At 72.8% G+C, this 25,989-nt stretch carries 22 protein-coding genes and 1 tRNA gene; 15 read left to right on the top strand and 8 right to left on the bottom strand.

Annotated features, from left to right (window positions below; all coding sequences use genetic code 11):
* Positions 1 to 70 precede the first annotated feature (70 nt).
* The 3 genes from eccCa to KGD83_RS02020 all read left to right on the top strand — a co-directional run bounded on the left by eccCa (position 71) and on the right by KGD83_RS02020 (position 5,787).
* On the top strand, positions 71 to 4,069 hold the full coding sequence (gene eccCa / locus KGD83_RS02030) for a type VII secretion protein EccCa (RefSeq protein ID WP_212642263.1): 3,999 nt from the start codon (positions 71 to 73) through the stop codon (positions 4,067 to 4,069).
* A 182-nt stretch (positions 4,070 to 4,251) separates the two neighbouring features.
* Positions 4,252 to 5,028, top strand: coding sequence for an RDD family protein (locus KGD83_RS02025; protein ID WP_212642262.1), 777 nt, complete (start codon positions 4,252 to 4,254; stop codon positions 5,026 to 5,028).
* Positions 5,029 to 5,196: 168 nt separating this feature from the next.
* Positions 5,197 to 5,787, top strand: a complete 591-nt coding sequence (locus tag KGD83_RS02020) for a hypothetical protein (RefSeq protein ID WP_212642261.1) — start codon at positions 5,197 to 5,199, stop codon at positions 5,785 to 5,787.
* Between the two features lie 28 nt (positions 5,788 to 5,815).
* Here KGD83_RS02020 and KGD83_RS02015 read toward each other — a convergent pair whose 3' ends face one another.
* From KGD83_RS02015 to cutA, 3 genes are all read right to left on the bottom strand, one after another.
* Positions 5,816 to 6,475 carry a GNAT family N-acetyltransferase gene (locus tag KGD83_RS02015; RefSeq protein WP_212642260.1) on the bottom strand — a complete coding sequence of 220 codons (660 nt, stop codon included), beginning with the start codon at positions 6,473 to 6,475 and terminating at the stop codon, positions 5,816 to 5,818.
* 146 nt (positions 6,476 to 6,621) lie between these two features.
* On the bottom strand, positions 6,622 to 7,215 hold the full coding sequence (locus KGD83_RS02010) for a hypothetical protein (RefSeq protein ID WP_212642259.1): 594 nt from the start codon (positions 7,213 to 7,215) through the stop codon (positions 6,622 to 6,624).
* Entirely contained in the window at positions 7,212 to 7,553 is a 342-nt protein-coding gene (gene cutA, locus KGD83_RS02005) for a divalent-cation tolerance protein CutA (RefSeq protein WP_212642258.1), read from the bottom strand. The genes KGD83_RS02010 and cutA overlap by 4 nt, the downstream gene beginning before the upstream one ends.
* Before the next feature lie 68 nt (positions 7,554 to 7,621).
* Between cutA and pyrE the strand changes: the two genes are divergently transcribed.
* Positions 7,622 to 8,155 (top strand): orotate phosphoribosyltransferase, encoded by a 534-nt coding sequence (pyrE, locus tag KGD83_RS02000; RefSeq protein ID WP_013155624.1) that lies wholly within the window; start codon positions 7,622 to 7,624, stop codon positions 8,153 to 8,155.
* Positions 8,156 to 8,404: 249 nt separating this feature from the next.
* On the opposite strand, the gene KGD83_RS01995 is transcribed toward pyrE, so the two are convergent.
* Positions 8,405 to 8,791: a RodZ domain-containing protein gene (locus KGD83_RS01995; protein ID WP_212642257.1), complete on the bottom strand. Its 387-nt coding sequence runs from the start codon at positions 8,789 to 8,791 to the stop codon at positions 8,405 to 8,407.
* A 406-nt stretch (positions 8,792 to 9,197) separates the two neighbouring features.
* Here KGD83_RS01995 and fbaA point away from each other — a divergent pair, with 406 nt between their 5' ends.
* The 8 genes from fbaA (at position 9,198) to KGD83_RS01955 (ending at position 19,102) form a co-directional block, all read left to right on the top strand.
* A complete protein-coding gene (fbaA, locus tag KGD83_RS01990) occupies positions 9,198 to 10,220 on the top strand; it encodes a class II fructose-bisphosphate aldolase (protein WP_212642256.1) in 1,023 nt (340 codons plus the stop codon).
* A 194-nt stretch (positions 10,221 to 10,414) separates the two neighbouring features.
* Positions 10,415 to 10,831, top strand: coding sequence for a DUF3151 domain-containing protein (locus KGD83_RS01985; RefSeq protein WP_212642255.1), 417 nt, complete (start codon positions 10,415 to 10,417; stop codon positions 10,829 to 10,831).
* A 249-nt stretch (positions 10,832 to 11,080) separates the two neighbouring features.
* Positions 11,081 to 12,364, top strand: a complete 1,284-nt coding sequence (locus KGD83_RS01980; RefSeq protein ID WP_013155628.1) for an adenylosuccinate synthase — start codon at positions 11,081 to 11,083, stop codon at positions 12,362 to 12,364.
* Between the two features lie 40 nt (positions 12,365 to 12,404).
* Positions 12,405 to 13,655 carry a phosphoribosylamine--glycine ligase gene (gene purD, locus KGD83_RS01975; protein ID WP_212642254.1) on the top strand — a complete coding sequence of 417 codons (1,251 nt, stop codon included), beginning with the start codon at positions 12,405 to 12,407 and terminating at the stop codon, positions 13,653 to 13,655.
* Positions 13,656 to 13,830: 175 nt separating this feature from the next.
* Entirely contained in the window at positions 13,831 to 14,736 is a 906-nt protein-coding gene (locus KGD83_RS01970) for a phosphoribosylaminoimidazolesuccinocarboxamide synthase (protein ID WP_212642253.1), read from the top strand.
* A 376-nt stretch (positions 14,737 to 15,112) separates the two neighbouring features.
* Positions 15,113 to 16,408: a UDP-N-acetylglucosamine 1-carboxyvinyltransferase gene (gene murA / locus KGD83_RS01965; RefSeq protein ID WP_212644230.1), complete on the top strand. Its 1,296-nt coding sequence runs from the start codon at positions 15,113 to 15,115 to the stop codon at positions 16,406 to 16,408.
* Between the two features lie 251 nt (positions 16,409 to 16,659).
* The gene (locus tag KGD83_RS01960; protein WP_013155632.1) at positions 16,660 to 17,925 is read left to right on the top strand and encodes a hypothetical protein; all 1,266 of its coding nucleotides are present in this window, start codon (positions 16,660 to 16,662) and stop codon (positions 17,923 to 17,925) included.
* A 580-nt stretch (positions 17,926 to 18,505) separates the two neighbouring features.
* On the top strand, positions 18,506 to 19,102 hold the full coding sequence (locus tag KGD83_RS01955) for a hypothetical protein (protein WP_212642252.1): 597 nt from the start codon (positions 18,506 to 18,508) through the stop codon (positions 19,100 to 19,102).
* Between the two features lie 203 nt (positions 19,103 to 19,305).
* Here the strand turns inward: KGD83_RS01955 and KGD83_RS01950 are convergent, their stop codons facing one another.
* On the bottom strand, positions 19,306 to 20,301 hold the full coding sequence (locus KGD83_RS01950; protein WP_249352081.1) for a DNA-binding protein: 996 nt from the start codon (positions 20,299 to 20,301) through the stop codon (positions 19,306 to 19,308).
* Positions 20,302 to 20,350: 49 nt separating this feature from the next.
* On the bottom strand, positions 20,351 to 21,430 hold the full coding sequence (hisC, locus tag KGD83_RS01945; RefSeq protein WP_212642251.1) for a histidinol-phosphate transaminase: 1,080 nt from the start codon (positions 21,428 to 21,430) through the stop codon (positions 20,351 to 20,353).
* A 213-nt stretch (positions 21,431 to 21,643) separates the two neighbouring features.
* Between hisC and KGD83_RS01940 the strand changes: the two genes are divergently transcribed.
* Complete coding sequence (locus KGD83_RS01940; RefSeq protein ID WP_212642250.1) at positions 21,644 to 22,327, top strand: hypothetical protein; 684 nt, start codon at positions 21,644 to 21,646, stop codon at positions 22,325 to 22,327.
* Between the two features lie 142 nt (positions 22,328 to 22,469).
* Here KGD83_RS01940 and KGD83_RS01935 read toward each other — a convergent pair whose 3' ends face one another.
* Entirely contained in the window at positions 22,470 to 23,618 is a 1,149-nt protein-coding gene (locus KGD83_RS01935) for a MauE/DoxX family redox-associated membrane protein (protein WP_212642249.1), read from the bottom strand.
* 3 nt (positions 23,619 to 23,621) lie between these two features.
* Entirely contained in the window at positions 23,622 to 24,593 is a 972-nt protein-coding gene (locus KGD83_RS01930) for a hypothetical protein (protein WP_212642248.1), read from the bottom strand.
* A 529-nt stretch (positions 24,594 to 25,122) separates the two neighbouring features.
* Between KGD83_RS01930 and KGD83_RS01925 the strand changes: the two genes are divergently transcribed.
* Positions 25,123 to 25,650, top strand: a complete 528-nt coding sequence (locus tag KGD83_RS01925) for a SigE family RNA polymerase sigma factor (protein WP_212642247.1) — start codon at positions 25,123 to 25,125, stop codon at positions 25,648 to 25,650.
* Positions 25,651 to 25,761: 111 nt separating this feature from the next.
* A tRNA-Ser gene (locus KGD83_RS01920) sits at positions 25,762 to 25,850 on the top strand.
* Positions 25,851 to 25,989: the final 139 nt, after the last annotated feature.

Here is a 25,989-nt window from a genome sequence, read left to right as displayed (position 1 = left end):
CGATAGGATTTTTCCGCCCCCGCGCAGCCCGCGCCCTCGTCTCCCCGCCCCTGCGCCGAGAGGAAAGCCGATGAGCCTTCGCGTCGTGCACCGGCCGACACGAACCGTGCATCCCACTCCGGTGCAGGAACCGCACGAGGTGGAGGCCCCGCCGACCCTGCCCGACGGCAACGCCCAGGGCAACCCGCTGATGACCATCCTGCCGATGGTCGGCATGCTGGCGTCGATGACCATCATGATGGTGATGCGCAACCCGGCCTTCATCGCGCTGGGCGGCGTCCTCCTCGTGGTCGCCCTCCTCGCCGCCGTGGTCATGCTCTTCTCCCGGCGCGGCCAGGTCGCCCGGCAGCGCCGCAACCAGCGCGAGCTGTACCTGCAGTACCTGGAGGAACTGCGCGAGGAGCTCACCGCCTGGGAACAGGGCACCCGCGCCCACGCCCGGCTGCTCGACCCGCCGCCCGAGGCCCTGTACGACGTCATCCGCGACCCCACCCGGCTCTGGGAGCGCCGCCGCAGGCACCGCGACTTCCTGCGGGTGCGGGTGGGCACCGGCCTGACCGAGGGCCGCCCCCTGCGGCTCGCCGAACAGGGCACCGCCCTCATGCCCACCGACCCGTTCATGCTCTCCGAGGCGCAGGCCGCCATCCGGCGGTTCGCCTCGGTCCCCGAGATGCCGCTGACCCTGCCCCTGGACATGGCCGGGAACGTCAGCGTGATCGGCGAGCGCGAGGACGTGATGCGCGTGGTGCGCGCCCTCGCCGCCCAGTTCGGCGCCTTCCACGCCCCCGAGGACGCCGGGTTGGCGGTGTCCTACCCCGCGGACAGGGCCGATGAGTGGTCCTGGCTGCCGTGGCTGCCCCAGGTCCTGGACCCGCAGCGCCGTGAGGGCGGCGCCGCCGTCCGCCTGATCGCCCCCGACCCGGTCAAGCTGGGCGGCCTGCTCGCGGACGAGCTGCGCTCGCGCACCGACTTCGCCTCCGAGGTCCGCCGGGGCATGGGCAAGCGCGAGGCGTACCGGATGCTGCGCAGGCTCCTGGTCGTCCACGACACCCACGGCGACGTGGCCGCCGAACTGGTCCGGCCCGACCACGCCGTGGACCCCGTCGACCTGGGCGTCACCGTCCTGCACCTGGTGTCCCGCCAGATCGACGAGCCCAGCGACGTGAACGTGCGCGTCACGGTCACCGGCGACCAGGTCCGCGTCGAGGAGCTGCGCGGCGCCGACCCCGTGGTCACCACCGGCACCGTGGACGACGTCTCCGGCGCCACCCTCACCGGTCTGGCCCGCATGCTGGCCCCGCTGCGCCTGTCCCCGGAGTCGGTCGAGGAGACGGCCCAGGAGGGCGGCAGCGTCGACTTCCCCGCGATGATGGGCGTCCATGACCCCGGTTCCATGGACGTGCCGCGCCTGTGGGCGCCGCGCAGCGAGCGGGCGTTCCTGCGCGTGCCCATCGGCGTGGACGACATGGGCCAGCCCGTGGTGCTGGACCTCAAGGAGTCCGCGCAGCTGGGCATGGGTCCGCACGGCCTGTGCGTGGGCGCCACCGGTTCGGGCAAGAGCGAGATGCTGCGCACCCTCGTGCTGGCGCTGGCCGCCTCGCATCCGCCCGAGCGGGTGAGCATGGTCCTGGTCGACTACAAGGGCGGCGCCACGTTCGCCCCGTTCGAGGACATGCCGCACGTGGCCGGGGTGATCACCAACCTGGAGGACGACGCCGCGCTGATCGAGCGCGTGTACGCGAGCCTGTCCGGCGAGGTGCAGCGCCGTCAGCAGGTGCTGCGCGACGCCGGGAACGTGTCCAACATCGGCGACTACACCTACAAGCGCGAGCACGACCCGAGCCTGCCGCCGCTGCCGCACCTGCTGGTGATCATCGACGAGTTCGGCGAGCTGCTCACCGCCCGCCCCGACTTCATCGAACTGTTCCTGTCCATCGGCCGCATCGGGCGCAGCATCGGCGTGCACCTGCTGCTGTCCAGCCAGCGCATCGAGGGCGGCAAGCTGCGCGGCCTGGACACCTACCTGTCCTACCGGCTGGGCCTGCGCACCTTCTCCGAGGAGGAGAGCCGCACGGTCCTCAACACCCCCGACGCCTTCCACCTGCCCTCCCTGCCCGGGTTCGGCTACCTGAAGGTGGACACCAGCGTCTACCAGCGCTTCAAGGCGGGGTACGTCTCCGGCGCCTACCGCGGCCCGGTGGCGGAGGAGGAGCCCGCCGAGGGAGCCCCGTCGGTGCGCCGCTACACCGCCTACAACGCCGACGCCGAGCCGGTGGCGGCCGCCGCCTCCGGGTCCTCCGGCGAGGACGTGCCCATGCCCTCCCGCACGGTGGGCCCGACCCTGCTGGACGTCATGGTCGGCCAGTTCGGCAGGCACGGCGAGCGGACCCGGGAGATCTGGCTGCCGCCCCTGCCGTCCGCGACCACGCTGGACGCGGTGGCGGGCGAGCCGGAGGAGGGCGGCCGCGGGCTGCGGCTGCCCGGCGAGCACGAGGCGATGCGCGTGCCGCTCGGCCTGCTGGACGACGCCGCCAAGCAGTGGCAGGGCGTGTGGAAGCTCGACCTGACCGCGTCCGGCGGCCACGCCGCGATCATCGGCGGCCCGCAGAGCGGCAAGACCACCCTGCTGCGCACGCTGGTGCTGTCGCTGGCGCTCACGCACACCCCCGCCCAGGCGGCCGTGTACTGCCTGGACCTCATGGGCGGCGGGATGCAGTCCCTGGCGGCGCTGCCGCACGTGGGCGGCGTGGCGGTGCGCACCGACGCCGAACGTGTGCGCCGCACGGTGGAGGAGGTCCAGGGCATGCTCGAACACCGCCAGACGGTGTTCCGCGAGCGCGGGATCGACTCGGTCGCCCAGCTGCGCCGGATGCACGCGCGCGGCGAGGTCCCCGAGCTGGCCAGCGCCGACGTGGTGTTCGTCGTGGACGGCTTCGGCGCGCTGCGCAAGGACTTCGAGGACATCGACCCGATCGTGACCGAACTGCTCCAGCGCGGCGGCGGGTTCGGCGTCCACGTGGTGGCCGGGATGCTGCGCTGGAACGACGTGCGCATCGCCGCCCAGTCCAACTTCGGGCAGAAGGTGGAGCTGCACCTCAACGACGCCTCGGACTCCACGATCGACCGCAAGCTCTCGGAGACGATCAGCGCCAGGACACCCGGCCGGGTGCTGACCGACGGCGAGCTGTTCGGCCAGGCGGCGCTGCCCCGGTTCGACGGGGTGGCCGACGACGACAACCTGGGCGAGGTCGTGGAGAAGGCCGTGCGCGCGGTGGACCGGGCCTGGCGGGGCACGCGTGCGCCCCAGGTGCGGATCCTGCCGCACCGGCTGTCCGCCCGGACCCTGCCCACGGCGGAGTCCGAGCCCAAGGCGGTACCGGTCGGCGTGGACGAGCGCGCCCTGGAACCGGTGCTGCTCGACCTGTTCGAGCGGGACCAGAACCTGCTCGTCATGGGCGACGGGGAGTGCGGCAAGACCAACCTGCTGCGGCTGGTCGCCGAGGGCCTCGTGGCGCGCTACTCCTCCGACGAGGTGGTCTTCGCTGTGATGGACCCGCGCCGGACCCTGCGGGGCGTGGTGCCCGAGGAGTACATGGGCGGGTACGCGAGCAACCCCCGCGTGTGCGCGGGGCTGGCGGGCGGCGTGGCCAAGGAGGTCGAGGGCCGCCTTCCCGAGGACGGGGACGTGGACTCCCTGGAACCGGGCTCGTTCAAGGGCCCGCGCATCGTGGTGCTCGCCGACGACTACGACGTGCTCACCACGGCGGGACAGAAGCCGCTGGCTCCGTTCGTCCCGTTCGTGCCCAACGGCCGCGACATCGGCCTGCACTTCGTGGTGGCGCGCCGGGTGGCCGGTGCGGGGCGCGGAATGTACGACCCGCTGGTGCAGGCCATGCGCGAGATCGGCACGAGCGCCCTGGTGATGTCCGGCGACCGGAGCGAGGGCCAGATCCTGCCCCGGGTCTACGCCGCCAGCCAGCCCCCCGGACGCGGCAAGTGGGTGACCCGCGGCGGTTCGTCGCGGCTGGTGCAGACCGCGCTGCGCGAGCCGTACGAGGAGGTGCCGTGACAGCACCGTCCGCTGTCGGAGGGCGGGAGTAGAGTGCGGGTGCGCTTGGGGGATCGCGGACAGCCGGTGTTCGCCCGAACCGCGCCCGTGTCCACGGCATCGGGCAGGACACGCGCCGCGCCCCGCGGCGCCCCGACACCATCACCCACCGAGAGCACCTGACGACGTTCGGCAGGAGAGCCATGCAGCCCCCGCATCAGCCCGCCGGCGGACAGCCGGAGCACGGTTCCCCGTACGCGGGGTACGACGTCCAGCGCGCCTACCGGGCCCCCTACGCCCCCTCTGGTGAGCGGGTACCCGCCCGCCCCTCGCCGTCCGGCTACCAGGCCCCGCCCGCGCCCGCGTATGCGGCGCCTCCGCGGCCCTCCACGTACCCCACGCCCCACCAGACCCCCTACCCGCACGGGCGTCAGGGCTACCGCCCGCCGCCGCAGGACTGGCTTCCGTCGGCGCTCACCGACCCGGGACACTGGAGTCCGCACGACCCCGAGGTCGGCCGCGCCGAGATGGGGGTGCGCTTCGTGGCCCGGCTTCTCGACACGATCGTCTTCGGTGTCCTCTGGTTCGCCATGATGCTGCTGGGAACCCTCGTCAGCACGGCCGTAGGCGGCGGCGAGCTGGACGGCGGCCCCGGCGAGACCGCTTTCATGGTGGTCTACATCTTCAACTTCTTCCTGTTGCCCATCGTGTTGGAGTGGCTCCAGGTCCGCCTGTGGGGACGGTCGGTCGGCAAGGTGCTCCTGGGCCTTTGGGTGGTGCGAGCCGACGGCGGCGGGAGGGTCGGGGCCGGTCGAGCGCTCGTCCGGGCGCTGCTCTACGCGCCCGGGCACACCAACCTGGTCAACTGGCTCCTGCCCTGGTCGATCACCAACGTCCTGTGGCCCCTGCGCGACAAGAGGACCCGCAAGTGCCTCCACGACAAGGCGGCGGGCACGGTGGTCGTCCAGGTCCGCCGCTAGCGGTTACGTCCGGGCCGCACGATCACGCGGGAACCGGAGCGGGACCGGCGCGCGGTGCGCCCGCAGCGCGAACGAGCTGCGTGGTACGGCGGCTCCGGGGAGGAGCAGGGGGACGAACGGCCCGAGAACACCCTTGGTCCCCGCCCCGCCCGCTGGTACCTTCGCGCGATGACGCGATTCGCGGGACCCCTCATCGGCGCGGTTTTCGGCCTCGCCTTCGTCCTGGCCAACTCCGGGCCGCCGCTCGATCCCACCGTCGCCCTCGCGCTGCGGGTGTTCGCGGTCGCGGCGCTCGTCGGGGTGATCGCGCTGACGGCGGTCGCGGGCCGCCGGTCCGGCCCCGACCCGGAACCCGGCCCCGAAGGGCCGCGGATACGGTTCGACGCCTTCTACGGCGTGGTCGTGCTGCTGGAGGCTGTCCTGCTCTTCGGCGGCATCCGGGTGCTGCGCGCCCTGGACGCGCCCGTGCAGGCCAACGTCGCCTGGATCGCCCTCGCCGTCGGTCTGCACTTCCTACCGCTCGCCCGGCACTGGCGGACCCGCTCGCTCCTGGGCGTCGCCGTCTACATGTCGGTGCTCGGCGCCGCGGGGCTGGCGATGGCCCTCACCGGCCACCCCGACTGGGTGCCCCTCGTCAGCGGCGTGGTCACCGGACTGGGCATGCTGACCGGTCTCCTGATCGGCCTGCTGATCCCCCTCGTGAGCACCGGAGGGTCCGGCTCGGCCTCCGCCGACACCGCGCCGACGCCCTCACCGTAGCCGCGGGGCCGACGCCCCGCGGCCGGTGCTACTCCGCCCCGGCCCCGTCCAGCCCGAAGAACGGCAGGCACGGCTCCAGCCCCGCCACGGCGACCGGGACGGTGCGGTGCGCCGCCCAGTCCGACCTGGTCAGCCGGTAGTGGTTCTCCACCACCCGTTCTCCCCTGACCCCGATCAGGTCGAACCCGTTCCCGCGGTACCCCAGGCGTTCGCAGACCCGCTCCGAGGCGGTGTTGCCCTCGAACACCGACGACACCGCGGCCACCGCTCCCAGCCCCTCGAAGGCCAGGTGCAGCACGGCGGCGCGCATCTCGGTGCCGATCCCCCTGCCCTGGTGGGCTCTTCCCAGCCACGATCCGGTGCTCACCTGGCGCGTGACCGCGAAGTCGCGCGCCCCGATTTCCTGGACGCCCACCACGGCGCCCTCGTGGACCACGACGAGGTTGAGGCCCCAGTCCTGCGGCTTCCACGAGGCGAGGACCCCGAGGTTGTGCTGCACCACCCCGAGGGCGAGCTCGTCCGGCGGCCGGTCGGTCCAGGGTTCGGTGAAGGGCATCGTGTCCGGGTCGTGGACGCCCCCGACCGCGACCTCGGCCAGTCGCCCGAGGTCGTCGAAGGACGGGAGCCGCAGTTCGAGGCGCGGTGTGGTCAGCCGCAGGCCCAGGGGCGGGAAGTGGTCGGTGATCATGCGCCGATTCTCCGGAGCCCGCCCGGCGGTGTCATCCGGTTTTCCCGCAGCCCGGCTCCGCGGTCCGGAACCGCGCACCCCGCCGTCGGCACCGCCGGGGAGCACCGACCCGGCCTGGGAGGCCCGGCACCGGCCTGGCCGGCGCCTCAGGAGCCGCCGCGCAGCTCCACCAGCAGCGCGGCCAGGGCCTCGGACGCCTCATCCGGGGCCGCCTCGCGCACGCTCCAGCCCCGCAGTCGCGCCAGGCGGGCCGCATGGCGCAGGCCCGGGTCGGTGAGCAGGTAGCCGCACGGCGCGTCCGGCCAGTCGGAGACCGTCGGCAGCGGCTCGGTCCGGTAGCCGGCGGGCTCACCGGGAGGGACCGCCGTGTCCGGGGCCGCGCCCTCGGGGCTCTGCGTCCTCGCGACGTCCGCGCGGGTGGGGCCGCCCGGCTGGGGCAGGAACGCGTCCACCAGCACGTAGCCGAACACCGGCCGGTGCGCCGCCCGCTGGGCCGCGCCCACGGCGCCCAGCAGCGGTCCGGCACCGCCCTCGGCCACGAGCGCGGTCGGCGCGTCCGGCGCGACCAGGCGGTTGACCTCCAGGCTGGCACGGGCGACGTAGCGGGCCGCGTGCGGCGGGTGCTCGTCGCCGCCCACCTCGGGGCGGACGGCGGTGATGCCGCACCCGGCCAACCGGTCGGCCAGGCCGGGCAGTCGCGTGGGTTCGCCGAGGGTCGGGGGGAGCAGGACGGCGATCACGCGGAGGTGCCTCCCCGGGTCTCGTCGCGCACCCACTCCAGGTAGGCGGGACTGCCTCCGGTGACGGGCACGGCGACGACCTCGGGAACGTCGTAGGGGTGGACCTCGCCGAGGTGCGCGGTGAGCTCGTCCAGCCGGTCGGCGGCGGTCTTGACCACCACCGTCCACTCCTCGTCGGCCCGGACCCGGCCCTCCCAGCGGTAGAAGCTGGTGACGGGCCCGCTCACCTGCGCGCAGGCCGCCAGCCGGTGCTCGACCACCGACCGCGCCAGCCGTTCCGCGCCGTCCCTGCTGTCGACGGTGGTCTCCACCCGGACCGTGTCCCCGGACTGCGGCATGGCCGTCCCTCCCACCGGGGGCGACGCGGTGCGCCCGCGCCCCGTCCGGTGTTCTAGGCTCACTGATCATGAGCGAACGTGATGAACTCCTGCGTCAGATCAACGATAAGGCGGTCGTGCGCGGCAAGGTGACCCTGTCCTCGGGCATGGAGGCCGACTACTACGTCGACCTGCGCCGGGTCACCCTGGACGGGAAGGCCGCGCCGCTGGTCGGCTCGGTCATGTTGGACAACGTCGCGGACCTGGAGTTCGACGCGGTCGGCGGCCTGACGCTGGGCGCGGACCCCGTGGCCACCGCCATGCTGCACGCCGCGCACGCGCGCGGGCGCACGCTGGACGCCTTCGTGGTGCGCAAGGCGGGCAAGGCGCACGGCCTCCAGAAGCGGATCGAGGGGGCGGACGTGCGCGGGCGGCGCGTGCTCGCGCTGGAGGACACCTCCACCACCGGCGGCTCGGTGCTGACTGCCGTGGAGGCGCTGCGCGAGGCGGGCGCCGAGGTCGTGGCGGTCGCGCTGATCCTGGACCGGGGCGCGCGCGAGCGGGTCACCGAGGAGGGCCTGGAGTACCGGGCGGTGTACGGGGTCTCCGACCTGGACGTCTAGGGTCTGTTCTCGAACCGGTCTCAGCTTGCGGGGATCGGTTCGGGCGCCCACGGGGTCCCGGAGGCGCCGGAGGCGGGTTCCCATGAGGGGGACTGCGCCGCAGGCGTCGGTTGAGGGTGGTGGCGGGCGACGGGCGGGCCGGAGCGGAGGCCCAAGAAAACACTGCCCGGCACGCGCGGACCGCGGGGCGATCCGGCGGCCCTCCTCCGCGGGACCGGTGCCGGCGAGGCGTCCGCGCCCCGGGCGGCCTCAGCCGTCCTGCGGGTCGATCGTGAAGCTGAAGCCGGGTTCTCGGTCGGAGATGTCGCGCTCGTCGCCGTCGACGAAGACCTCGACGGCGGCGGGGTCGCCGATGGCGACCTCCAGGCCCTCTTCGGCGGTCGCGTAGTTGACCGACTGGCCCCGGCTCATGCTCTGGTCCATCAGCACGTCGCCGCCGGGAACGCGGACGAAGACGTCGCTGGACTCGCCGACGACGCGGACGTACAGGACGCCCATGTTGCCCGGTTCCGTGCTCTCGCCCGCCGTCTCCGAGGCGTTGGCGCTCACGCTGGTGCCGGGGAGGGAACGGTAGAGGAAGAAACCGCCCAGGGCCAGGAGCGTCACCAGGAGCACGACGGCCCCGACGATGGCCATCACCTGGCCAACGCCACGAGGATCATTCCTATGCCTTCCCACGGCGTTGAATGTAGCGCGTATCACGGCAAAAAGCGACAGCAGTCGCCTGGAATCCCCACGCCTCCCGCGATTCCGTCACAACGGGGATGGGGGGGTCACTCTCCGTCGAACCGGGCGCGCGGAGCCCGGCCGCCGACCCCCGCCAGCTGCGCCTACACCGACAACCCCGGGCAATTTGGTCTAGACCTTTTCAACGGCTCCAGGTATTCGGGATACTTGGGTGACACCTGGTGGACACACCGGACGCACGGCCCGAGGGCCGCCTCCCCCCGACGTCCGTCTCCACCGGGGCAACGCACGTGGGGTGCCGTCGGCGTGATACCGGCGGCCGCTCGCTCCAGGCCGAATCCAGGGAGAGTCAAGCATGCCCATCGCCAGCCCCGAGGTCTACACCGAGATGCTGAGCCGCGCGAAGTCCGAGGGCTTCGCCTACCCGGCCATCAACGTGACCTCCAGCCAGACGCTGCACGCCGCCCTGCGCGGCTTCGCCGAGGCCGAAAGCGACGGCATCGTCCAGATTTCCACCGGTGGCGCGGAGTTCCTGTCCGGCGCCACGGTCAAGGACATGGTCACCGGCTCGGTCGCCTTCGCCGAGTTCGCCCGCGTCGTGGCCGAGAAGTACTCGGTGAACATCGCCCTCCACACCGACCACTGCCCCAAGAACAAGCTCGACGGCTTCGTCCGCCCACTGCTGGAGATCTCCAAGGAGCGCGTGGCCAAGGGCCAGGAGCCGCTGTTCCAGTCCCACATGTGGGACGGCTCGGCGGTCGAGCTGGAGGAGAACCTCCAGATCGCCGAGGAGCTGCTGGCCGCCTCCAAGGCCGCCCGGACGATCCTGGAGATCGAGGTGGGCGTCGTCGGCGGCGAGGAGGACGGCATCGTCGGCGAGATCAACGAGAAGCTCTACACCACGCCGAACGACGCCCTGCGCACCGCCGAGGTGCTGGGCCTGGGCGAGAAGGGCTACTACATGACGGCCCTGACCTTCGGCAACGTGCACGGCTCCTACAAGCCGGGCTTCGTCAAGCTGCGCCCGGAGGTGCTCAAGAAGGCCCAGGAGGCCGTCGCCGAGAAGTACGGCCGGGCCAAGGCGTTCGACTTCGTCTTCCACGGCGGCTCCGGCTCCACCATGGAGGAGATCCACGAGGCCATCGAGTACGGCGTGGTGAAGATGAACGTCGACACCGACACGCAGTACGCCTACACGCGCCCCGTGGTCGACCACATCATGAAGAACTACGACGGTGTGCTGAAGATCGACGGTGAGATCGGCGACAAGAAGGCCTACGACCCCCGCGCCTACGGCAAGGCGGCCGAGGCCGGCATGGCCGCCCGTGTGGTGGAGGCCGCCCAGCACCTGAAGTCCGCGGGCAACAAGATGAAGTAGTCGCGACCCGCCACCGGTTCGGCGGTCCGCGAACGGTGCCCGGCGGCCTCGGCCGCCGGGCACCGCGTTTTCCGGGGACCGTGCTGGCTCGCCTCCCCCGCTTCGCGTGCGCGGATCCGGCGGGAGGGGGAGCGCCCGGCTGCGTGGCACGGAGCGCTCCGGCGGACCGGGCCGCGCGGTGGCAGGATGGGGGCATGAACCTGCACCAGAACCTGCTCAACGAGCCGCCCGAGACGCGCCTGGCCGACAACCCCGAGGCCCGCGATGCCCTCGCCTCCGCCGACGACCCCACGCCGGTCGCCGGGCGCTTCCCCGAGTACTCGGCGGCGTGGGCGCGGCTGGCCGAGCTGGCCCTGGCCGACGGCCAGCCGGTGGCCGCCTACGCCTACGCCCGGACCGGCTACCACCGCGGACTGGACCAGCTGCGCCGTTCGGGGTGGAAGGGCCACGGCCCGATCCCCTGGGAGCACGAGCCCAACCGGGGCTTCCTGCGCGCGCTGCACGCCCTTGGCAGGGCTTCGGCGGAGATCGGCGACGACGACGAGGCCGAGCGCTGCGCCACCTTCCTGCGCGAGTCCAGCGCCGAGGCCGACAAGGCTCTCAACGGCTGACACGCCCGCCCGCCGACCGTCGGGTCGTCCGGGATCGATACGGGTCCCGGACGGCCCGTCCACGCCTCGCGGTCCCCGGTTCTGACGGGGCCCGCGTGTCGCACGTGCCCCGGTGCCCCACTTAACCCGGATGCCCTGGTCGTGTACCCTCAATACGCAACGGCCCCTGTCGCAGCCTTGCGCCAGGGGTTTTCCGTGTTCGGGGCCGGAAAGCCCCGGGTCAGGTGTCGAGCGAAGAGGTAGAGACCAATGCCGGCGATCACGCTCGTGGGTGCCCAGTGGGGCGACGAGGGCAAGGGCAAGGCGACCGACCTTGTCGGCGACCGCGTGGACTACGTGGTGCGCTACCAGGGCGGGAACAACGCCGGGCACACCGTGGTCATCGGCGACCAGAAGTACGCCCTGCACCTGCTGCCCTCGGGCATCCTGTCCCCGAACGTGGTGCCGGTCATCGCCAACGGCGTCGTCATCGACCCGGGCGTGCTGCTGGAGGAGCTGCGCGGCCTCAACGAGCGCGGCGTGGACACGTCCCGCCTGCTCATCTCGGCGAACGCGCACCTGATCATGCCCTACCACCGGGCGCTGGACAAGGTCAGCGAGCGCTTCCTCGGCAAGGGCAAGATCGGCACCACCGGGCGCGGTATCGGCCCGACCTACGCCGACAAGGTCTCCCGCCAGGGCGTGCGCGTCCAGGACATGTTCGACCCCAAGATCCTGCGCAAGAAGATCGAGCTGGCCCTGCACGACAAGAACCAGCTGCTCACCAAGGTGTACAACCGGCGCGGCCTGGAGGCCGAGCCGATCATCGAGGAGTACCTGGGCTACGCCGAGCAGCTGCGCCCCTACGTCGCCGACACCTCCCTGATCCTGAACAAGGCGCTCGACGAGGGCAAGACGGTGTACCTGGAGGGTTCGCAGGGCACCCTGCTGGACATCGACCACGGCACCTACCCGTTCGTGACCTCCTCCTCCCCCACCTCGGGCGGCGCGGCGGCCGGGTCCGGCATCGGCCCCACCCGCATCACCAAGGTCGTGGGCATCCTCAAGGCCTACACCACCCGTGTGGGCTCGGGCCCCTTCCCCACCGAGCTGCTCGACGAGCAGGGCGAGTGGCTGCGCACCCAGGGCGGCGAGTACGGCGTCACCACCGGCCGCAACCGCCGCTGCGGCTGGTTCGACGCGCCCATCGCGCGCTACGCCACGCGGATCAACGGCGTCACCGACTTCTTCCTCACCAAGCTCGACGTGCTCACCGGCCTGGAGCGCATCCCCGTGTGCGTGGCCTACGAGGTCGACGGCGTCCGCCACGACGAGATCCCCATGACCCAGACCGACTTCCACCACGCGAAGCCCGTCTACGAATACCTCGACGGCTGGTCCGAGGACATCACCGGCGTCCGGACGTTCGACGAACTCCCCAAGAACGCGCAGGCCTACGTGCGTACCCTTGAGGAGATGGCGGGGGCCCCGATCTCCGCCATCGGCGTCGGACCCGGCCGCGACGAGACGCTCCAGCTCCGCTCCCTGGTCTGACCCCCGTCTGTCCGCCTTCAACACGAAGAGGCCCCCAGTAGTGAAAGCCCTCGTTCTCGGCGGCGGAGGCCGCGAGCACGCTCTGGTCCGCGCCCTGTCCCTGGACCCGGGTGTCACCAGCATCCACAGCGCCCCCGGCAACCCCGGCATCTCGGAGCTGGCCGAGAACCACGTGCTCAACGTGACCGACGGCCTGGCCGTCACAGAGCTGGCCGCGCGCATCCGCGCCGAGCTGGTCGTCATCGGACCGGAGGCCCCGCTGGTCTCCGGTGTGGCGGACGCCCTGCGCGACCGGGGCATCCCGGTGTTCGGCCCCGACCAGGAGGCCGCCCGCCTGGAGGGCTCCAAGGCCTTCGCCAAGGAGGTCATGGAGGCCGCCGGGGTACCCACCGCCAAGGCGCGGGTGTGCAGGACCGCCAGCCAGGTGTCCGAGGCGCTCGACGAGTTCGGCACGCCCTACGTGGTCAAGAACGACGGCCTGGCCGCGGGCAAGGGCGTCGTGGTGACCGAGGACCGCGCCCTCGCCGAGCAGCACGCCCGCGAGTGCGGCCGCGTGGTCATCGAGGAGTTCCTCGACGGCCCCGAGGTGTCCCTCTTCGTGCTGAGCGACGGGCTGCACGCCCTGCCGCTGCTGCCCGCGCAGGACTTCAAGCGCGCCTACGACGGCGACCAGGGCCCCAACACGGGCGGCATGGGCGCGTACGCGCCGCTGCCGTGGGCTCCGGCCGGTCTGGTGGACGAGGTCATGGAGTCGGTCGTGCGGCCGACCCTGGTGGAGATGAACCGGCGCGGCAAGCGCTACCAGGGCCTGCTGTACGTGGGGCTGGCGCTCACGTCGCGGGGTCCGCGCGTGGTGGAGTTCAACGCCCGGTTCGGCGACCCGGAGACCCAGGTGGTCCTGGACCGCCTGGCCACCCCGATCGGCGCCGTCCTCCAGGCCACCGACACCGGAGGCCTGGGCAGCATCGGCTCCCTCCAGTGGAAGCCGGGCGCCGCGGTCACCGTGGTTGTCGCCGCCGAGAACTACCCCGGCGACCCGGTCAAGGGCGACGTCATCGGCGGCCTCGACCAGGCCAACGCGCTGGAGGGAGCGTACGTGCTGCACGCGGGCACCGACTGGGAGGGCTCGGGCGGCGTCAAGTCGAGCGGAGGCCGGGTGCTCAACGTCGTCGGCACCGGGAGCGACCTGCGCCAGGCGCGCGAGCGGGCCTACGAGGCCGTGGCGCGCATCGAGCTGCGCGGCTCGTTCCACCGCACCGACATCGCCGAGCGCGCCGCGGCCGAGCTGTAGCGGGGTGCGGGCACGCCTGAGGGCGGGCGTGCCCAGGGCACCCCGATGGGGAGGGGGTTCGAGGCCCCCTTTCCAAGTCCATCACGGACCGGGGCACGTTCCACAGCCCCTTCGCGAACCTGTGGACAACCCGCCCGGCGCCGCCCGGCGGCCGGTGCGTAGGAGAGGGGAAGCCATGAGCGGTTTCGTCGTCAGGCCCGAACCCGTCCGGGTCGAAGGGCTCACCCACCTGCACACCGGCAAGGTGCGCGAGCTGTACGCCGCGGCCGACGGGTCGCTGGTGATGGTCGCCAGCGACCGCGTGTCGGCCTACGACTGGGTGCTGCCCACCGAGATCCCCGGCAAGGGGCGGCTGCTCACCCAGCTGTCCCTGTGGTGGTTCGAGCGGCTGGGCGGCCTGGTTCCCAACCACGTCGTGTCCGACGCCCTCCCGGAGGGCGCCCCCGCCGACTGGGCGGGCAGGACCCTGGTGTGCCGCAGGCTGGACATGGTGCCGGTGGAGTGCGTGGCGCGCGGCTACCTGACCGGTTCCGGCCTGGAGGAGTACCGGGCGGACGGCACCGTGTGCGGGATCGCGCTGCCCGGCGGGCTGGTCGACGGCTCCGAGCTGCCCGAGCCGATCTTCACCCCGGCGACCAAGGCCGAGGTGGGCGACCACGACGAGAACGTCTCCTTCGAGGCCGTCGCCGCCGCGCACGGGGCCGAACTGGCCGCCGAGCTGCGCGACCTCACCCTGCGCGTGTACGGGCGCGGCCGGGAGCTGGCGCGCGAGCGCGGCATCATCCTCGCCGACACCAAGTTCGAGTACGGGCGCGACGCGTCGGGGAACCTGGTGCTGGCCGACGAGGTGTTCACCCCCGACTCCTCGCGCTACTGGCCCGCCGACACGTGGGCGCCGGGCGGGCCGCAGACCTCCTTCGACAAGCAGGTCCTGCGGGACTGGCTGCGCTCGCCGGAGTCCGGGTGGGACCGCGCCTCGGAGACGCCGCCGCCGGAGCTGCCCGAACACGTGGTACAGCGCACTCTTGACCGTTACGTGGAGATCTACGAGTGTCTGACCGGGACGAAGCCCGCCCTGTGAGGCACCGCGCGGGGGTGATTCGACGCACGCGACCGCCGATTCGCACCCAGGAGCACGTATGGTGGTGACGTTGTGCGGGTCACCGGAGGCGGGCGAACAACCATACGCACGGCATCCCCGGTCTTTCCCGTTGGCGGAATACCTCTTTGGCCGTTTGGCGGGACTCCATCCCCCGATCTGCGGGTATACCACGTCCTGGACCGGTACATGTGAACGGGTGCTATAGAGTTCTCGCGAACACCGGTTCACTGGCCGCGCAGGTCACACGCATGATGTCGCAACGTTCCAGGGGAAACCCGCGTCTCATACGCACACAGGCGAAGCCCGACGAGGGTGACCTTTTTTCCACATCTGCCTCACAAAGGAGCACATGAGCATGGGCCAGGAGGTTCGTTACCGCGTCCGCGGCGGACGCCCCCTCAGTGGAACGGCGTTCATCCAAGGCGCGAAGAACGCCGTCCTGCCGATGATCGGGGCCGCCCTCCTCGCGGCCAGGGGCCGTACGGTGCTGCGGAACGTCCCGGTCATCGAGGACGTCTACCGAGCTCTGGAGCTCGCCGAGCACGTGGGCGCCAAGGTCGAGTTCCACGAGGCCGAGCGCACCGTCGTCATCGACGCGTCCAACCTCAACGACCCCGAGCGGGCCGTCCTGCCCGCCGAGATCGCGGCCCGTTTCCGCGGCTCCGTGCTCTTCGTCCCGGCGCTGATGCACCGCACCGGCCGCGCCCGCATCGAGGGCGTCGGCGGATGCAACCTGGGCAGCCGCAACCTGGACTTCCACTACCGGGGCTTCGCGCGCCTGGGCGCCGAGGTCACCGAGGACCCCGAGCGCAACCACATCAACGTCGAGGCCAGCAACCTCCGCGGCGGCCGCCTGTACCTGGACACCCCGTCCCACACGGGCACCGAGAACCTCATCATGGCCGCGGTACTGGCTCCGGGCACCACCGTGATCGAGCACGCGGCCCTGGAGCCCGAGGTCATCGACGTCATCAACTTCCTGAGCGCCATGGGCGCCAAGATCAGCGGCGGCGGCACGGGCTTCATCACCGTCGAGGGTGTCAAGGAACTCACCGCGGTCGAGCACACCATCATGTCCGACCGCATCGACGCGGGCGTGTTCGCCATGACCGTCGCCGCCACCGGCGGTGACGTCAGCCTCGTGGGCGCCCAGCTGGACCACCTGGGCGTGGCCCGCTGGAAGCTGGAGCAGATGGGCGTGGGCTTCTCCCAGGAGGGCGCCGTCCTGCACGTCCACCGGGACCCGTCGGTGCCGCTGCGGCCGATCAACGCCGTGACCTCGCCCTTCCCGGGCTTCGCCACCGACCTCCAGTCGCCGCTGATGGCCCTGGCCACCCTGGCCGAGGGTGAGAGCTACATCCACGAGGCCATCTACGACGGCCGGTTCGCCCTGGCCGACGAGCTGACCAAGATGGGCGCCAAGATCGAGGTCGAGGGCACCCGCGCGATCGTGCACGGCACCACCAACCTGCGCGGCACCGAGGTCATCGCCCACGACCTGCGCACCGGTGCGGCCCTGGTCCTCGCCGGACTGGTCGCCGAAGGTGAGACAATCGTGGCGCCCGGCTATCTGGTGGACCGCGGTCACGCTCAGTTCGCGACCCGGCTCGCTGCGCTAGGCGCTGACGTGGAGCGCGTCGTCGTCTCGTAGGGAGCCGAAAGCGCAGTTCAAGCCGGGGTGGGAGCCCGTCTCCCACCCGGGCTTTCGGCGTTGATATGGAAAACGATCTTCTTTGGCCCCGCACAATGGGTACGATCTCGGCAATCATGCCGTGACAGAGATCGGGTCGGGAAACCAGTGGGCGCACATAGTGAAGAGCGTGGAATGGTAGCGGGGAGCAACCCGAGGTGAGTGCCCAGCGTACTGGCGATTTGACGATCGGCGTCATAGGACCCCATGAGGTGGTCGAACGGGTCATGCTCATGGGTCCGGGGTCCACGGGACCCCTCAACGCCAGACTCATCGCCGCCGCGTACCGAGATGAGCAAGAGGCGACGGACAAGGTCGTCAGGCTGGGTTCGGCGATCGACGCGTACCTGTTCGCCAGCCCTGTCCCCTACGAGTTCGCGCGCAAGGCCGGTGTGCTGACGATGCCCGCCACCTTCGTGCCCCTCGGCGGGGCGAGCCTGCACGAGGCCCTGCTCCGAGCGACCCTGGACGAGCGCTACGACCCGACCAGAGCCAGTCTGGACGTGCTCAGCCGCGCCGACGTGGTGGAGGCCTACTCCGAGGTCGACCTGCCCGTGGACGGGATCCACGTGCACGAGGAGCTCACCAACACCGCACAGCTCACGTCCTTCCACGAGGGGCTGTGGCGCCGCAAGGCCACCAAGATGGCCATCACCTGCGTGCGCGGGGTCGCCGAGCGACTGGAGGCCATCGGCGTGCCGGTGGTCAGGCTGCGGCCCACCAACGCGGGTGTGCGCAGCGCCCTGCAGACCGCGGGTCTGCTGGGGGCGCACCACCGCCTGGAGGAGGCCCAGCTGGGCGTGGTGGTGGTGGACGTGCCCACGCTGCGGGACTCGACGCGGCGTTCGACGCCCCGGTACTGGCGGGAGGAGCTGCGGCTGTCCCTGCACAGGCTGCTGCTCCAGGAGGCCCACCGGATCAACGCCACGGCGCACCGGCTGGACGACCATTCGTTCATGGTGACGGCGACTCGCGGATCGCTCGTGACCGCGACCGAGGGTTTCCGGCAGCCGCCGTTCGTGGAGCGGATCAAGGCGGAGCTGGGGATCGCGATCGAGGTCGGCATCGGCATGGGGCGGACCACCCAGGACGCCGAGGCCCACGCCCGGGCCGCGCTGAACCGCGCCCAGGCGTCGCGGCAGAGCTTCGCGGTGGACCGCGAGGGCCGTTCCCTGGTGCCCGCCCAGCGCGCGCCCGCACGTCAGTCCTCCGAACCGCTGCGGACCAAGGGACGCGAGACGCTGATTCGGCTTTCGGAGAAGATCGCCGAGGAGGACGGGCCGCTGGTGGTCGACGCGGAGAACGCCGGGCGGATGCTCGGTGTCACCTCCCGGACCGCGCGTCGGCTGCTGCGGACCCTGGTGGAGGAGGGGCTGGCGTGGCCGCTGCCGCCCAACCGGACCCTTCAGCCGGGCCGTCCCCGCCAGCTGTACCGGCTGATCGTGGAGAAGCTCGACAAGGACGCCGCGGGTAAGTAGCCGACGGCCTGCGCCGAGCCGCACGAGCGCCTGTGAGACGCCTGAAGGCGTCGGACGGGGGTGCTCCCGACCCAGGGGGCGCCCCCGTCCGTGTGCGCGTCTGTGGGGCCGTGTGAGAGGCGTGTGGGCGTGCGCGGGGCGACGGGCGGCGGTTCGGCGTGCGCGGGGCGGCCGGTCGGGCGCCCCGTGGAGTCCGGGGCCGGTTCGGCGTCCGGGGCGGCGGGCGCGAACCGTGAAGGACGGCTGAGCGCGCGCGGAACGGACGGACCCGGGCGACGGGGAGCGGCCGAGCCCACGCGGGGCGGCGGGCGCGGAGCGTGGAGGTCGGCCGAGCCCGCACGGGACGAGTGGTGGAGGCGGTCGAGAGGGGGCGCACTGCCGTCCACAGGCTGTGGAAGCCGGTGTCCGCCGGACGGGCTCCGTGGGACCCTGGAACTCGGGGGGCCGCACGGCGGTCACGGCGAACCGCGGCGCCCCCGGATCGGGGCTAACCCCGCCCAGCCCGTCCCCACCAGCCACCGTCCACAGGCTGTGGACAATTCAGGTGACCCGCGACCGCCCGCCTGGGAGACTCGCGCGCATGGACGACCACGAGGCCCACGACGGCGGCGGCAGCGCTCCGGGCAACGGAACCGGCGACGGCGGCACCGGAACCGGACGCCAACGCCTCCTCCTCATCGGCGGCGGCTCGGGGACCGGCAAGACCACGGTCGGCTGGGAGGTCTCCGTCATCCTCCAGCGGCACGGGATCGCCCACTGCGTCCTGGAGGGCGACTACATGGACCAGGTGCACCCGGCCCCGCCCGGCGACCCCCACCGGGGCGGGATCACCGAACGCAACGTCGCGGCGGTCTGGGCCAACTACGCGGCGCTCGGCCACCGCCGCCTCGTCTACACCAACACCGTCAGCGTGCTGGAGGAGGACATGCTCCGCCGCGCCATGGGCGGCGGGGACATCGTGGTGACCCGGATCCTGCTCACCGCGGGCGAGGCCACCGTGCGCGCACGCCTGGCGGTGCGCGAGACAGGCTCACAGCTGCTCCCCCACGTCGAACGCGGCCTGAGGGCGGCGGCGCGCCTGGACGCCGAGGCGCCGGCGGGAACAGTGCGCGTGGCGACGGACGGCCGCACCGTCGAGGAGGTCGCCGCCCGGGTCGTGGCCGCCGCCGACTGGTGAACCGCGAACCCGCCGCGGTCTGCCGCACGGGCCACCCGCGCCCTCAGGCCGGACGCCGCGCGGCTCCCGGGCCGCCCGGGGGCCGAGCGCTCAGAGGACGCCGCCGCCCGTCCCCGGGCCTCGGCCGGAAGGCGCGCCGCCCCGTCCACAGCCTGTGGACGGTCCTCGGCCGCGCCAAGGCACGGACGCACGGCCCCGAGGACCTACAACGGGGCCTCCGGGACCCCCGCGCCGGACCGTTCCGCGCACCACCGCGCGGTGTCCCTCAGGGAGGGGCGGTCCCGCGCCGTGTCGAGCAGCCGGACGGCCTCGGCGAGCCGCCGCTCACAGCGCACCGACGCCACACTCCCCAGACCGGGCAGCACGTCGCGCACCAGCACGGCCTCCGCCTCCTCCCACGAGCCGACACGGGCCAGCACCCACAGCCGGCTCACCGCGGCGTGGAACAGGAACCGTCCGCTCCCGCCCGTCTCCTCCGCCACCGCGGCCCGTCCGCCCGCCCCGGTCAGTTCCGCCACCCGGTCGAAGGCCTCGACGGCCGCACCCCACGCCCCGGCGTCGGCGTCGGTTATGGCCCGGTGCCAGGCGATCTCCGCCTCGGTCAGCCACCACGTCCACGCCGGATCGCCCCGGCGCGGCCCCTCCAGGTAGCGGCTGAGGGTCTCCCCGATCAGCTTCCGCGCCCGGGTCCGCTCGCCCTCCTGGGCCGCGGCACGCGCCAGTCTCAGGGTGAACAGGGTGCGCACGCTCCCCGCCGGCCCCGCCGCCAACGCCGCCTCGCACACCCGCCGGGCCTCGGTCGGCCGCCACAGGTGGACGTCCTGCATCGCCAGCTGGCTGAGCGCGAAGTACTCCATGGAGCGGTCGCCCGCCACGCCCGCGGCGTCCAGCGCCGTCAGGGTCATCCGCCGGGACAGGCGCTGGCGTTCGGCGTCGAAGGCCACCCAGCCGGTGACCTGGTGCAGTTCGGCGGTCGCGGCGAGCACGTCGGCCGAGTCGGGAAAACGCGTGCGGGCCGCCCCTCGGGCGCGGGCGGCGGCGCGAGCCGCGGCGTCCACGGTGTCGCGGGCGCCGTACCGGGTGTCCAGGGCGACGACGCGCGCGCTGACCGAGCGGACCGCCTCGGCGACCCGCTCCTGCGGCGCACGGAGTACCAGTGCCTCCGAAAGCCCGAGCGCATCAGGAGCCCCAGGGTTCACCAGCCGGTTCCCCGCCCCGTGAACAGCGCGGGGAACCGGCACGGCCGGGCTAACGGCGCTTGCCGTAGGAGGTGGCCACGGCCAGGAACGCGTCGTTCTCCTCGGGGGCGCCCAGACTCACCCGGGCGCCCTCCCCCGCGAACGGGCGCACGGAGACGCCCTCCCGCGCGCACGCCTCGGCGAAGTCGAGCGTGTCCTCGTCCACCCGCAGCCACACGAAGTTGGCCTCGGTCGGCGGAACCGTCCACCCGGAGGCGATGAGCGCGTCGCGCACCCGCCCGCGCTCCTCGACGGTGGCCGCCACGCGCTCCAGCAGCTCCCCCTCGGCGGCCAGGGAGGCGATCCCGGCGGCCTGGGCGAGGTGGTTCACCGCGAACGGGACGAGGGTCTTGCGGACCGCGGCGGTCACCGGGGGGTGCCCCACGAGGAAGCCCAGGCGCACGGCGGCGAGCCCGTAGGCCTTGGAGAAGGTGCGCAGCACGGCGACGTTGGGCCGGTCGCGGTACAGCGAGACGCCGTCGGGCACCCGCGGGTCGCGCACGTACTCGCGGTAGGCCTCGTCCAGGACCACCAGGACGCTCTCGGGGATCCGGTCCAGGAAGGCGACCAGTTCCTCCTCGCGCACGGTGGTGCCGGTGGGGTTGTTGGGGTTGCACACGAGCACCATGCGGGTGTTCTCGGTGACCGCGTCGGCGATCGCGTCGAGGTCGTGCGTCTCGTTCCGGAGCGGAACCCGCACCGAGGTGACCCCCGCCAGCTCGGCGAGCAGCGGGTAGGCCTCGAAGGAGCGCCAGGCGTAGACGACCTCGGCGCCAGGCTCGCCGACGGCTTCGAGCAGCTGCTGGAGCAGGCCCACCGAACCGGCGCCCAGGGCGAGGTGCTCCTCGGGGACTTCGAGGCGGCGGGCGAGCGCGGAGGTTAGCTCGGCGGCGCCCGGGTCCGGGTAGCGGTTGAGTTCGGCCGCGGCCGCCGAGATGGCCTCACGCACCGACGGGAGCGGCCCGTAGGGGCTCTCGTTGGAGGACAGCTTGACCGAACGCCCGTCGGGACCGACGACCTTCTTGCCCGGCTTGTAGGGCGGGATGCTCTCCAGCACCGACCGCAGATATGGCGATTTCGACTCCGACACCGTTGTCCTTCCTCAATACTTTGTGCTAACCCCGCGACACTCTCGGCGACATCGCGTCCGGGTCGGTCACCGCTCCCAGCGGAAATATCGCACAAACGAGGAGATATCACCATGCACTTGCGTCCTTGCCCCACGAACTCGGCACGGAACGACGCTGGTCAGCTCCCCGGGCCGCGCGAGAGGCGAGGACTCGCCCGGTCATGGGCCCTTCCCGTGGCCGTGCCCGCCGCGGTCCTGCTGAGCGCGTGCGGCGGCGGCGCCGCCGGGCAGGCCGCCGACCCCGGCGCCGAGGCCGCGGAGGCACTGCACGAGGCGCAGCCCCTGCACGTCCGCGACGCCACCTTCGCGGCCGAGAGCAGCGAGCGCGGCACCTACTCCGAGCTTGCCACAGTGCGCTACAGCGAACAGGTGCGGGCCGCCGCCGAACTCGACAAGCCCGAGTGCCTCGACGCCGCCAACCAGTGGGCCGCTCTGGACGGGGTGCGCGACTCCCCCGCCTCCGTGGCGGCCTACGAGTGGCCCGAGGGCGCGGTCACGCACATGCTGGTGCGTCTGGACGAGGCCACGGCCGCGGAGGCGCTGTCCAGCACGCCGCCGCGGAGCTGCGACGAGTACACCGCCGCACACGAGGACGGAACCTCGACCGAGTACAGCGTCAGAGACCTGGGGGAAGTGCCGCGGATCGGTGACGAGTCGCGGGCCTTCGCCGTCGAGGTGGAGTCCGGGGGCGACAGGAGCCGCATGGTCAGCCTCATGTACCGCAACGGCGACCTCGTCGGCAGCACGTCCGTCCTCGGGGACGGCGAACCGGAGGACTACGAGACGATGCTCGTGGAGTTCAGCGAGGCCGCCGTGGAGCGGCAGCGGCAGATGCTCGGGCCGGGGGCCGACAGCTGACCACCGGAGCGGTTCCCTGGCCGGGTCCGGTCCGGGCCAGGGGCCCGGAGCCGGGGTCGCGTCCGAACCGGGGTCAGGTCCGGACCGGATGCGCGGCGGCACCGCCGACGGGCCCCGGAGACCGGAGCCCGTCGGAGCGACCTCATCCGGCCGGGGTCGGTTCGCGCCCGCCCCGGTCCGTTCCACCGGCGTCCCGCTCCGCGGCGCCCCGCTGCTCAGCGTCCCGGCCGCCCTCCTCGCGCCCGCTCGGACCGCGCTGTCCCGGAACGCGTTCGCCCCGGCCCCCGCTCTTCCGAACGCCTTCGTCCCGGGCGCTCCCGTCGGGGCCGTCCGCGACGAGGTCCCACACGGCGGAGCGCTCCCGGGCGGTCCGAAGGCTCAGCTCGGCCCTGGCCTCGTCGTGCCGCCACGCGTCCCGCCTGGCGGCCTCCCCCGGGTGTAGGAGCTTGCGCGGCGGGCCGGTGAGCTCGATGCGGGTGACCGCGCCGAAGGAGGCCACCACCGCTCCGCTCTCGCGGTCCACCAGGGCCGCGCGCACCGCGGTGCCGGGCCTGCCCCCGGCCCTGACCGCGTACACCACGTCGACCCGGCGGCCGTGCCGCACGCCGTCGTAGCGCAGGAACCTCCAGCAGCCCTGGCGCCACACGTCCTCGGGTTCGGATCGGAGCATCACAGGTTCGTTGACGCGCCACACGTCACTGCCGCGCAGGGTCCGCACGGTACGGCGCAGCGAGACCTCGCGCAGCGCGCAGGGCTCCTCGTGCAGGGTGCGCGCGGCCGCGGTGCGCAGTTCGGGGCTCAGCAGCGCCAGGAGCAGCAGTTCAGCGCCCAGGACCCCCGCGTGGAGCGCGGTCGGCGAGGCGACCACCTCCCAGCCCGCGGGTTCCAGGCCGAGCGTGGCCAGGGCGGCGGCCGACAGCAGCCCGGCCCGGGTCAGCGTCCGCCAGCCGATCGGCGCCTGGCTCAGCCCGCCGAAGCAGCCGCAGCCCGCCTCGGGGTCGCGCCTGCGGATCACCATCAGGACCACGACCGAGACGGCGAACACGACCGCGGTCAGCGCCCGCACAGCCTCGCCCAGCAGGCCGGTCAGCCCGAGCAGGCCGAACGCCAGCGCGGCCTCCAGCAGGCCGGTGCCGACCGTGGACGCCCGGCGCAGCCGCTCGGGCGCGAGGACGGCCAGGCCCGTGGCGGCCGCCCGCCTGGTGGTCTTGGCGACGGCTCCGACCAGGAGCAGCACCGCCAGGAGCGGTAGCTGCGCCTCGCGGGCCGCCTCGACGATCTCCGGCAGCATCGGTCATCCCTCCCCGTCGTGGACGGTGACGGTCGCGTTGAAGCAGCCGTCCTCCAGCCGCCCGCCGAGGGCGACGAACCCGGTCATGGTGAGGGAGGCCAGCCGTCCCGCGCTCTGGCCTCCGCAGGAGGAGCACAGGTCGCACAGCCAGCTGTCGGCCGCGGCGCAGTCGACCACGGGAAGCGCCGCGGACTCGTGCGTGCAGTCGTTGCGCAGGCTCAGGGTCGCCCCGGTGGACAGCAGCGGCAGCGGAAGGCAGGAGGTGCGCCGGTCGCAGGGCCCCTCGTGGCCGACGGGGTCGAGCGCCGGGTAGGCGATCCCGTCGACGTGGGCGCGCGGATCCATGTGGGATGAGCGGCCCCACGCCGGGTCGTACCAGGTGGCGACGCCGCTCAGAGTGGTGGCGCGCCGACGCGTGGGCGGCCGGTGCGGTGTGGCGCCGAGCGGGTAGGGAGGCTGGGTCGTGGCGGGGCGCACGGCCCGTACGGCCCCCTCCTCCCAGACGCCGACGGCGTCGAAGACGTAGCCGGGTTCCAGCCGCGGGTGGCGGACGGAGATCCGGCCCGAGGTGCGGTAGGGCAGGACGACGGTCTGGCGCGGACGCCCGTGCCCGGGGTCGATCTCCAGGGTGTCGCCGTCGCGGCCGACGATGACGCCGGTGGCGCGGGCGGCCTGGGCCCACACGCGTGCGGCGATGGGGTGGCCGCCGGGTACGCGCAGCACCACGGCGTCGTCACCGGCGCGGAGTTCGCCCGGCCCTACTTCCCCGCCCCGCCAGAACACGGTGGAGCGGTCGTACATGAAGTGCTCCTCGCCGCCAGGCACGGCCAGGCAGAGGATGCGCGCGTTGGCGCTGACGACCACGCCGCGCGCGACGCGGTGCCCGAGCGGCGTGGGTTCGGGTGCGCTCGCGGCGCCGAGCACCGCGGCTGTGAACCTTCTGCGGTCCCGTCCGATCTCGGTGGTCACTGACATCTCGACTGAGCCCCCTCACCAGTACGACTCGTCGCTTCGTCCCCGTTGTCCAGACATGTTCTCGGTGCCGCGGCCCCCACGACACGTGGGGCACCCCATGGAACCAGAGAGCGGATTCCGCGCACACCGGGCTTCGCACATCGGGCGACCCGGGATCGCCCCCAACACAGCCTGTCGTTACAAAGCTACGCATAGAACCCATAAATCTAGAAAGATTCATAAACACCCACAAGGTCCCCCAAAACACAGGGGTTCCCGTTTGTTCGCCCCCACTCCCCTCCACCGGCGGGACCGGTCCCCGCGGCGAGGCCCGGCGAACGGCACCGGCCACCGCCACGGGCTTGTCGGCCGTCGGCGCCGCGACTCGCCGGGGGCGGCGCTCGGAGACGGAAGAAGGCCGGACGCCCGAGGTTCTCCGACGGGCCGTTTGTCGGCGCGTGGGACACACGTGCCCGGATGTTTGCGTTGGCTGTGTGAGAGTTAGAAGGGAGGAACACGACGAAAGCCCGCACAGCGCCCGTGAAGGTCGGTGGTCGGCGTGACAGGGACGACCCGGACGCCCCGGTACGACGAGTTCAGCCACTACGTGGCCGAGCGCGGACCGGCCCTGCTCCGGATGGCCCGGTCGCTGACGGGCAGCCACGCCGACGCCGAGGACCTGCTCCAGGCGGCCCTGGTCAAGACCTTCCTCGCCTGGGACCGGATCACCAACCCGAAGGCGCGCGACGGCTACGTGCGCAGGGCCATGGTGAACACGCAGATCTCCGAATGGCGGCGCAACCGGCTGGACGTCTACCCGACCGACGAGATCCCCGAGCAGCGCGTGGACGACCCCACCTGGCGCAGCGACCTGGCCGACGTGGTGGAGCGCGCCATCGACCGCCTGCCCTCACGGCAGCGGACCACGGTGGTGCTGCGCTACTACGACGACCTCACCGAGGCGCAGATCGCCGAGCGGATGGGGGTGACGCTCGGCACGGTGAAGAGCACGCTGTCCCGCGCCGTGGACAAGCTGCGCCTGGACGCCGACCTCATCATCGAGCGCACCATCGGCTGACCCCGCGGACCCGCCCGGCCCCGCCCGGCCCCGCCCGCACCGGCCACGGGGCACGGCGGGGTCATTCGTTTTGCGCAACCGTCCGTGGTGTCTGTAGGCTTGTCCCAGCCAGGAGGATTCGCCTAGTCAGGTCTATGGCGCCGCACTGCTAATGCGGTTAGGGAGCAATCCCTTCCGGGGTTCAAATCCCCGATCCTCCGCAGGTCAGAAGGGGTTCCGCCCATCGGGTGGGGCCCCTTCGTCGTTCCGTTCCAGACCGTGTGGGACCAAACGGTCGGCCACGACCCCGCACCGTGCCCGACCGCGGCCGACGAGGGATGATCGCCGTGGTCACCTCGG

Source organism: Nocardiopsis akebiae, assembly GCF_018316795.1.
Lineage (GTDB): Bacteria > Actinomycetota > Actinomycetes > Streptosporangiales > Streptosporangiaceae > Nocardiopsis > Nocardiopsis dassonvillei.
The sequence above is the reverse complement of the archived record's forward strand: the minus strand, read 5'-3'. Positions and strand labels throughout refer to the sequence as shown.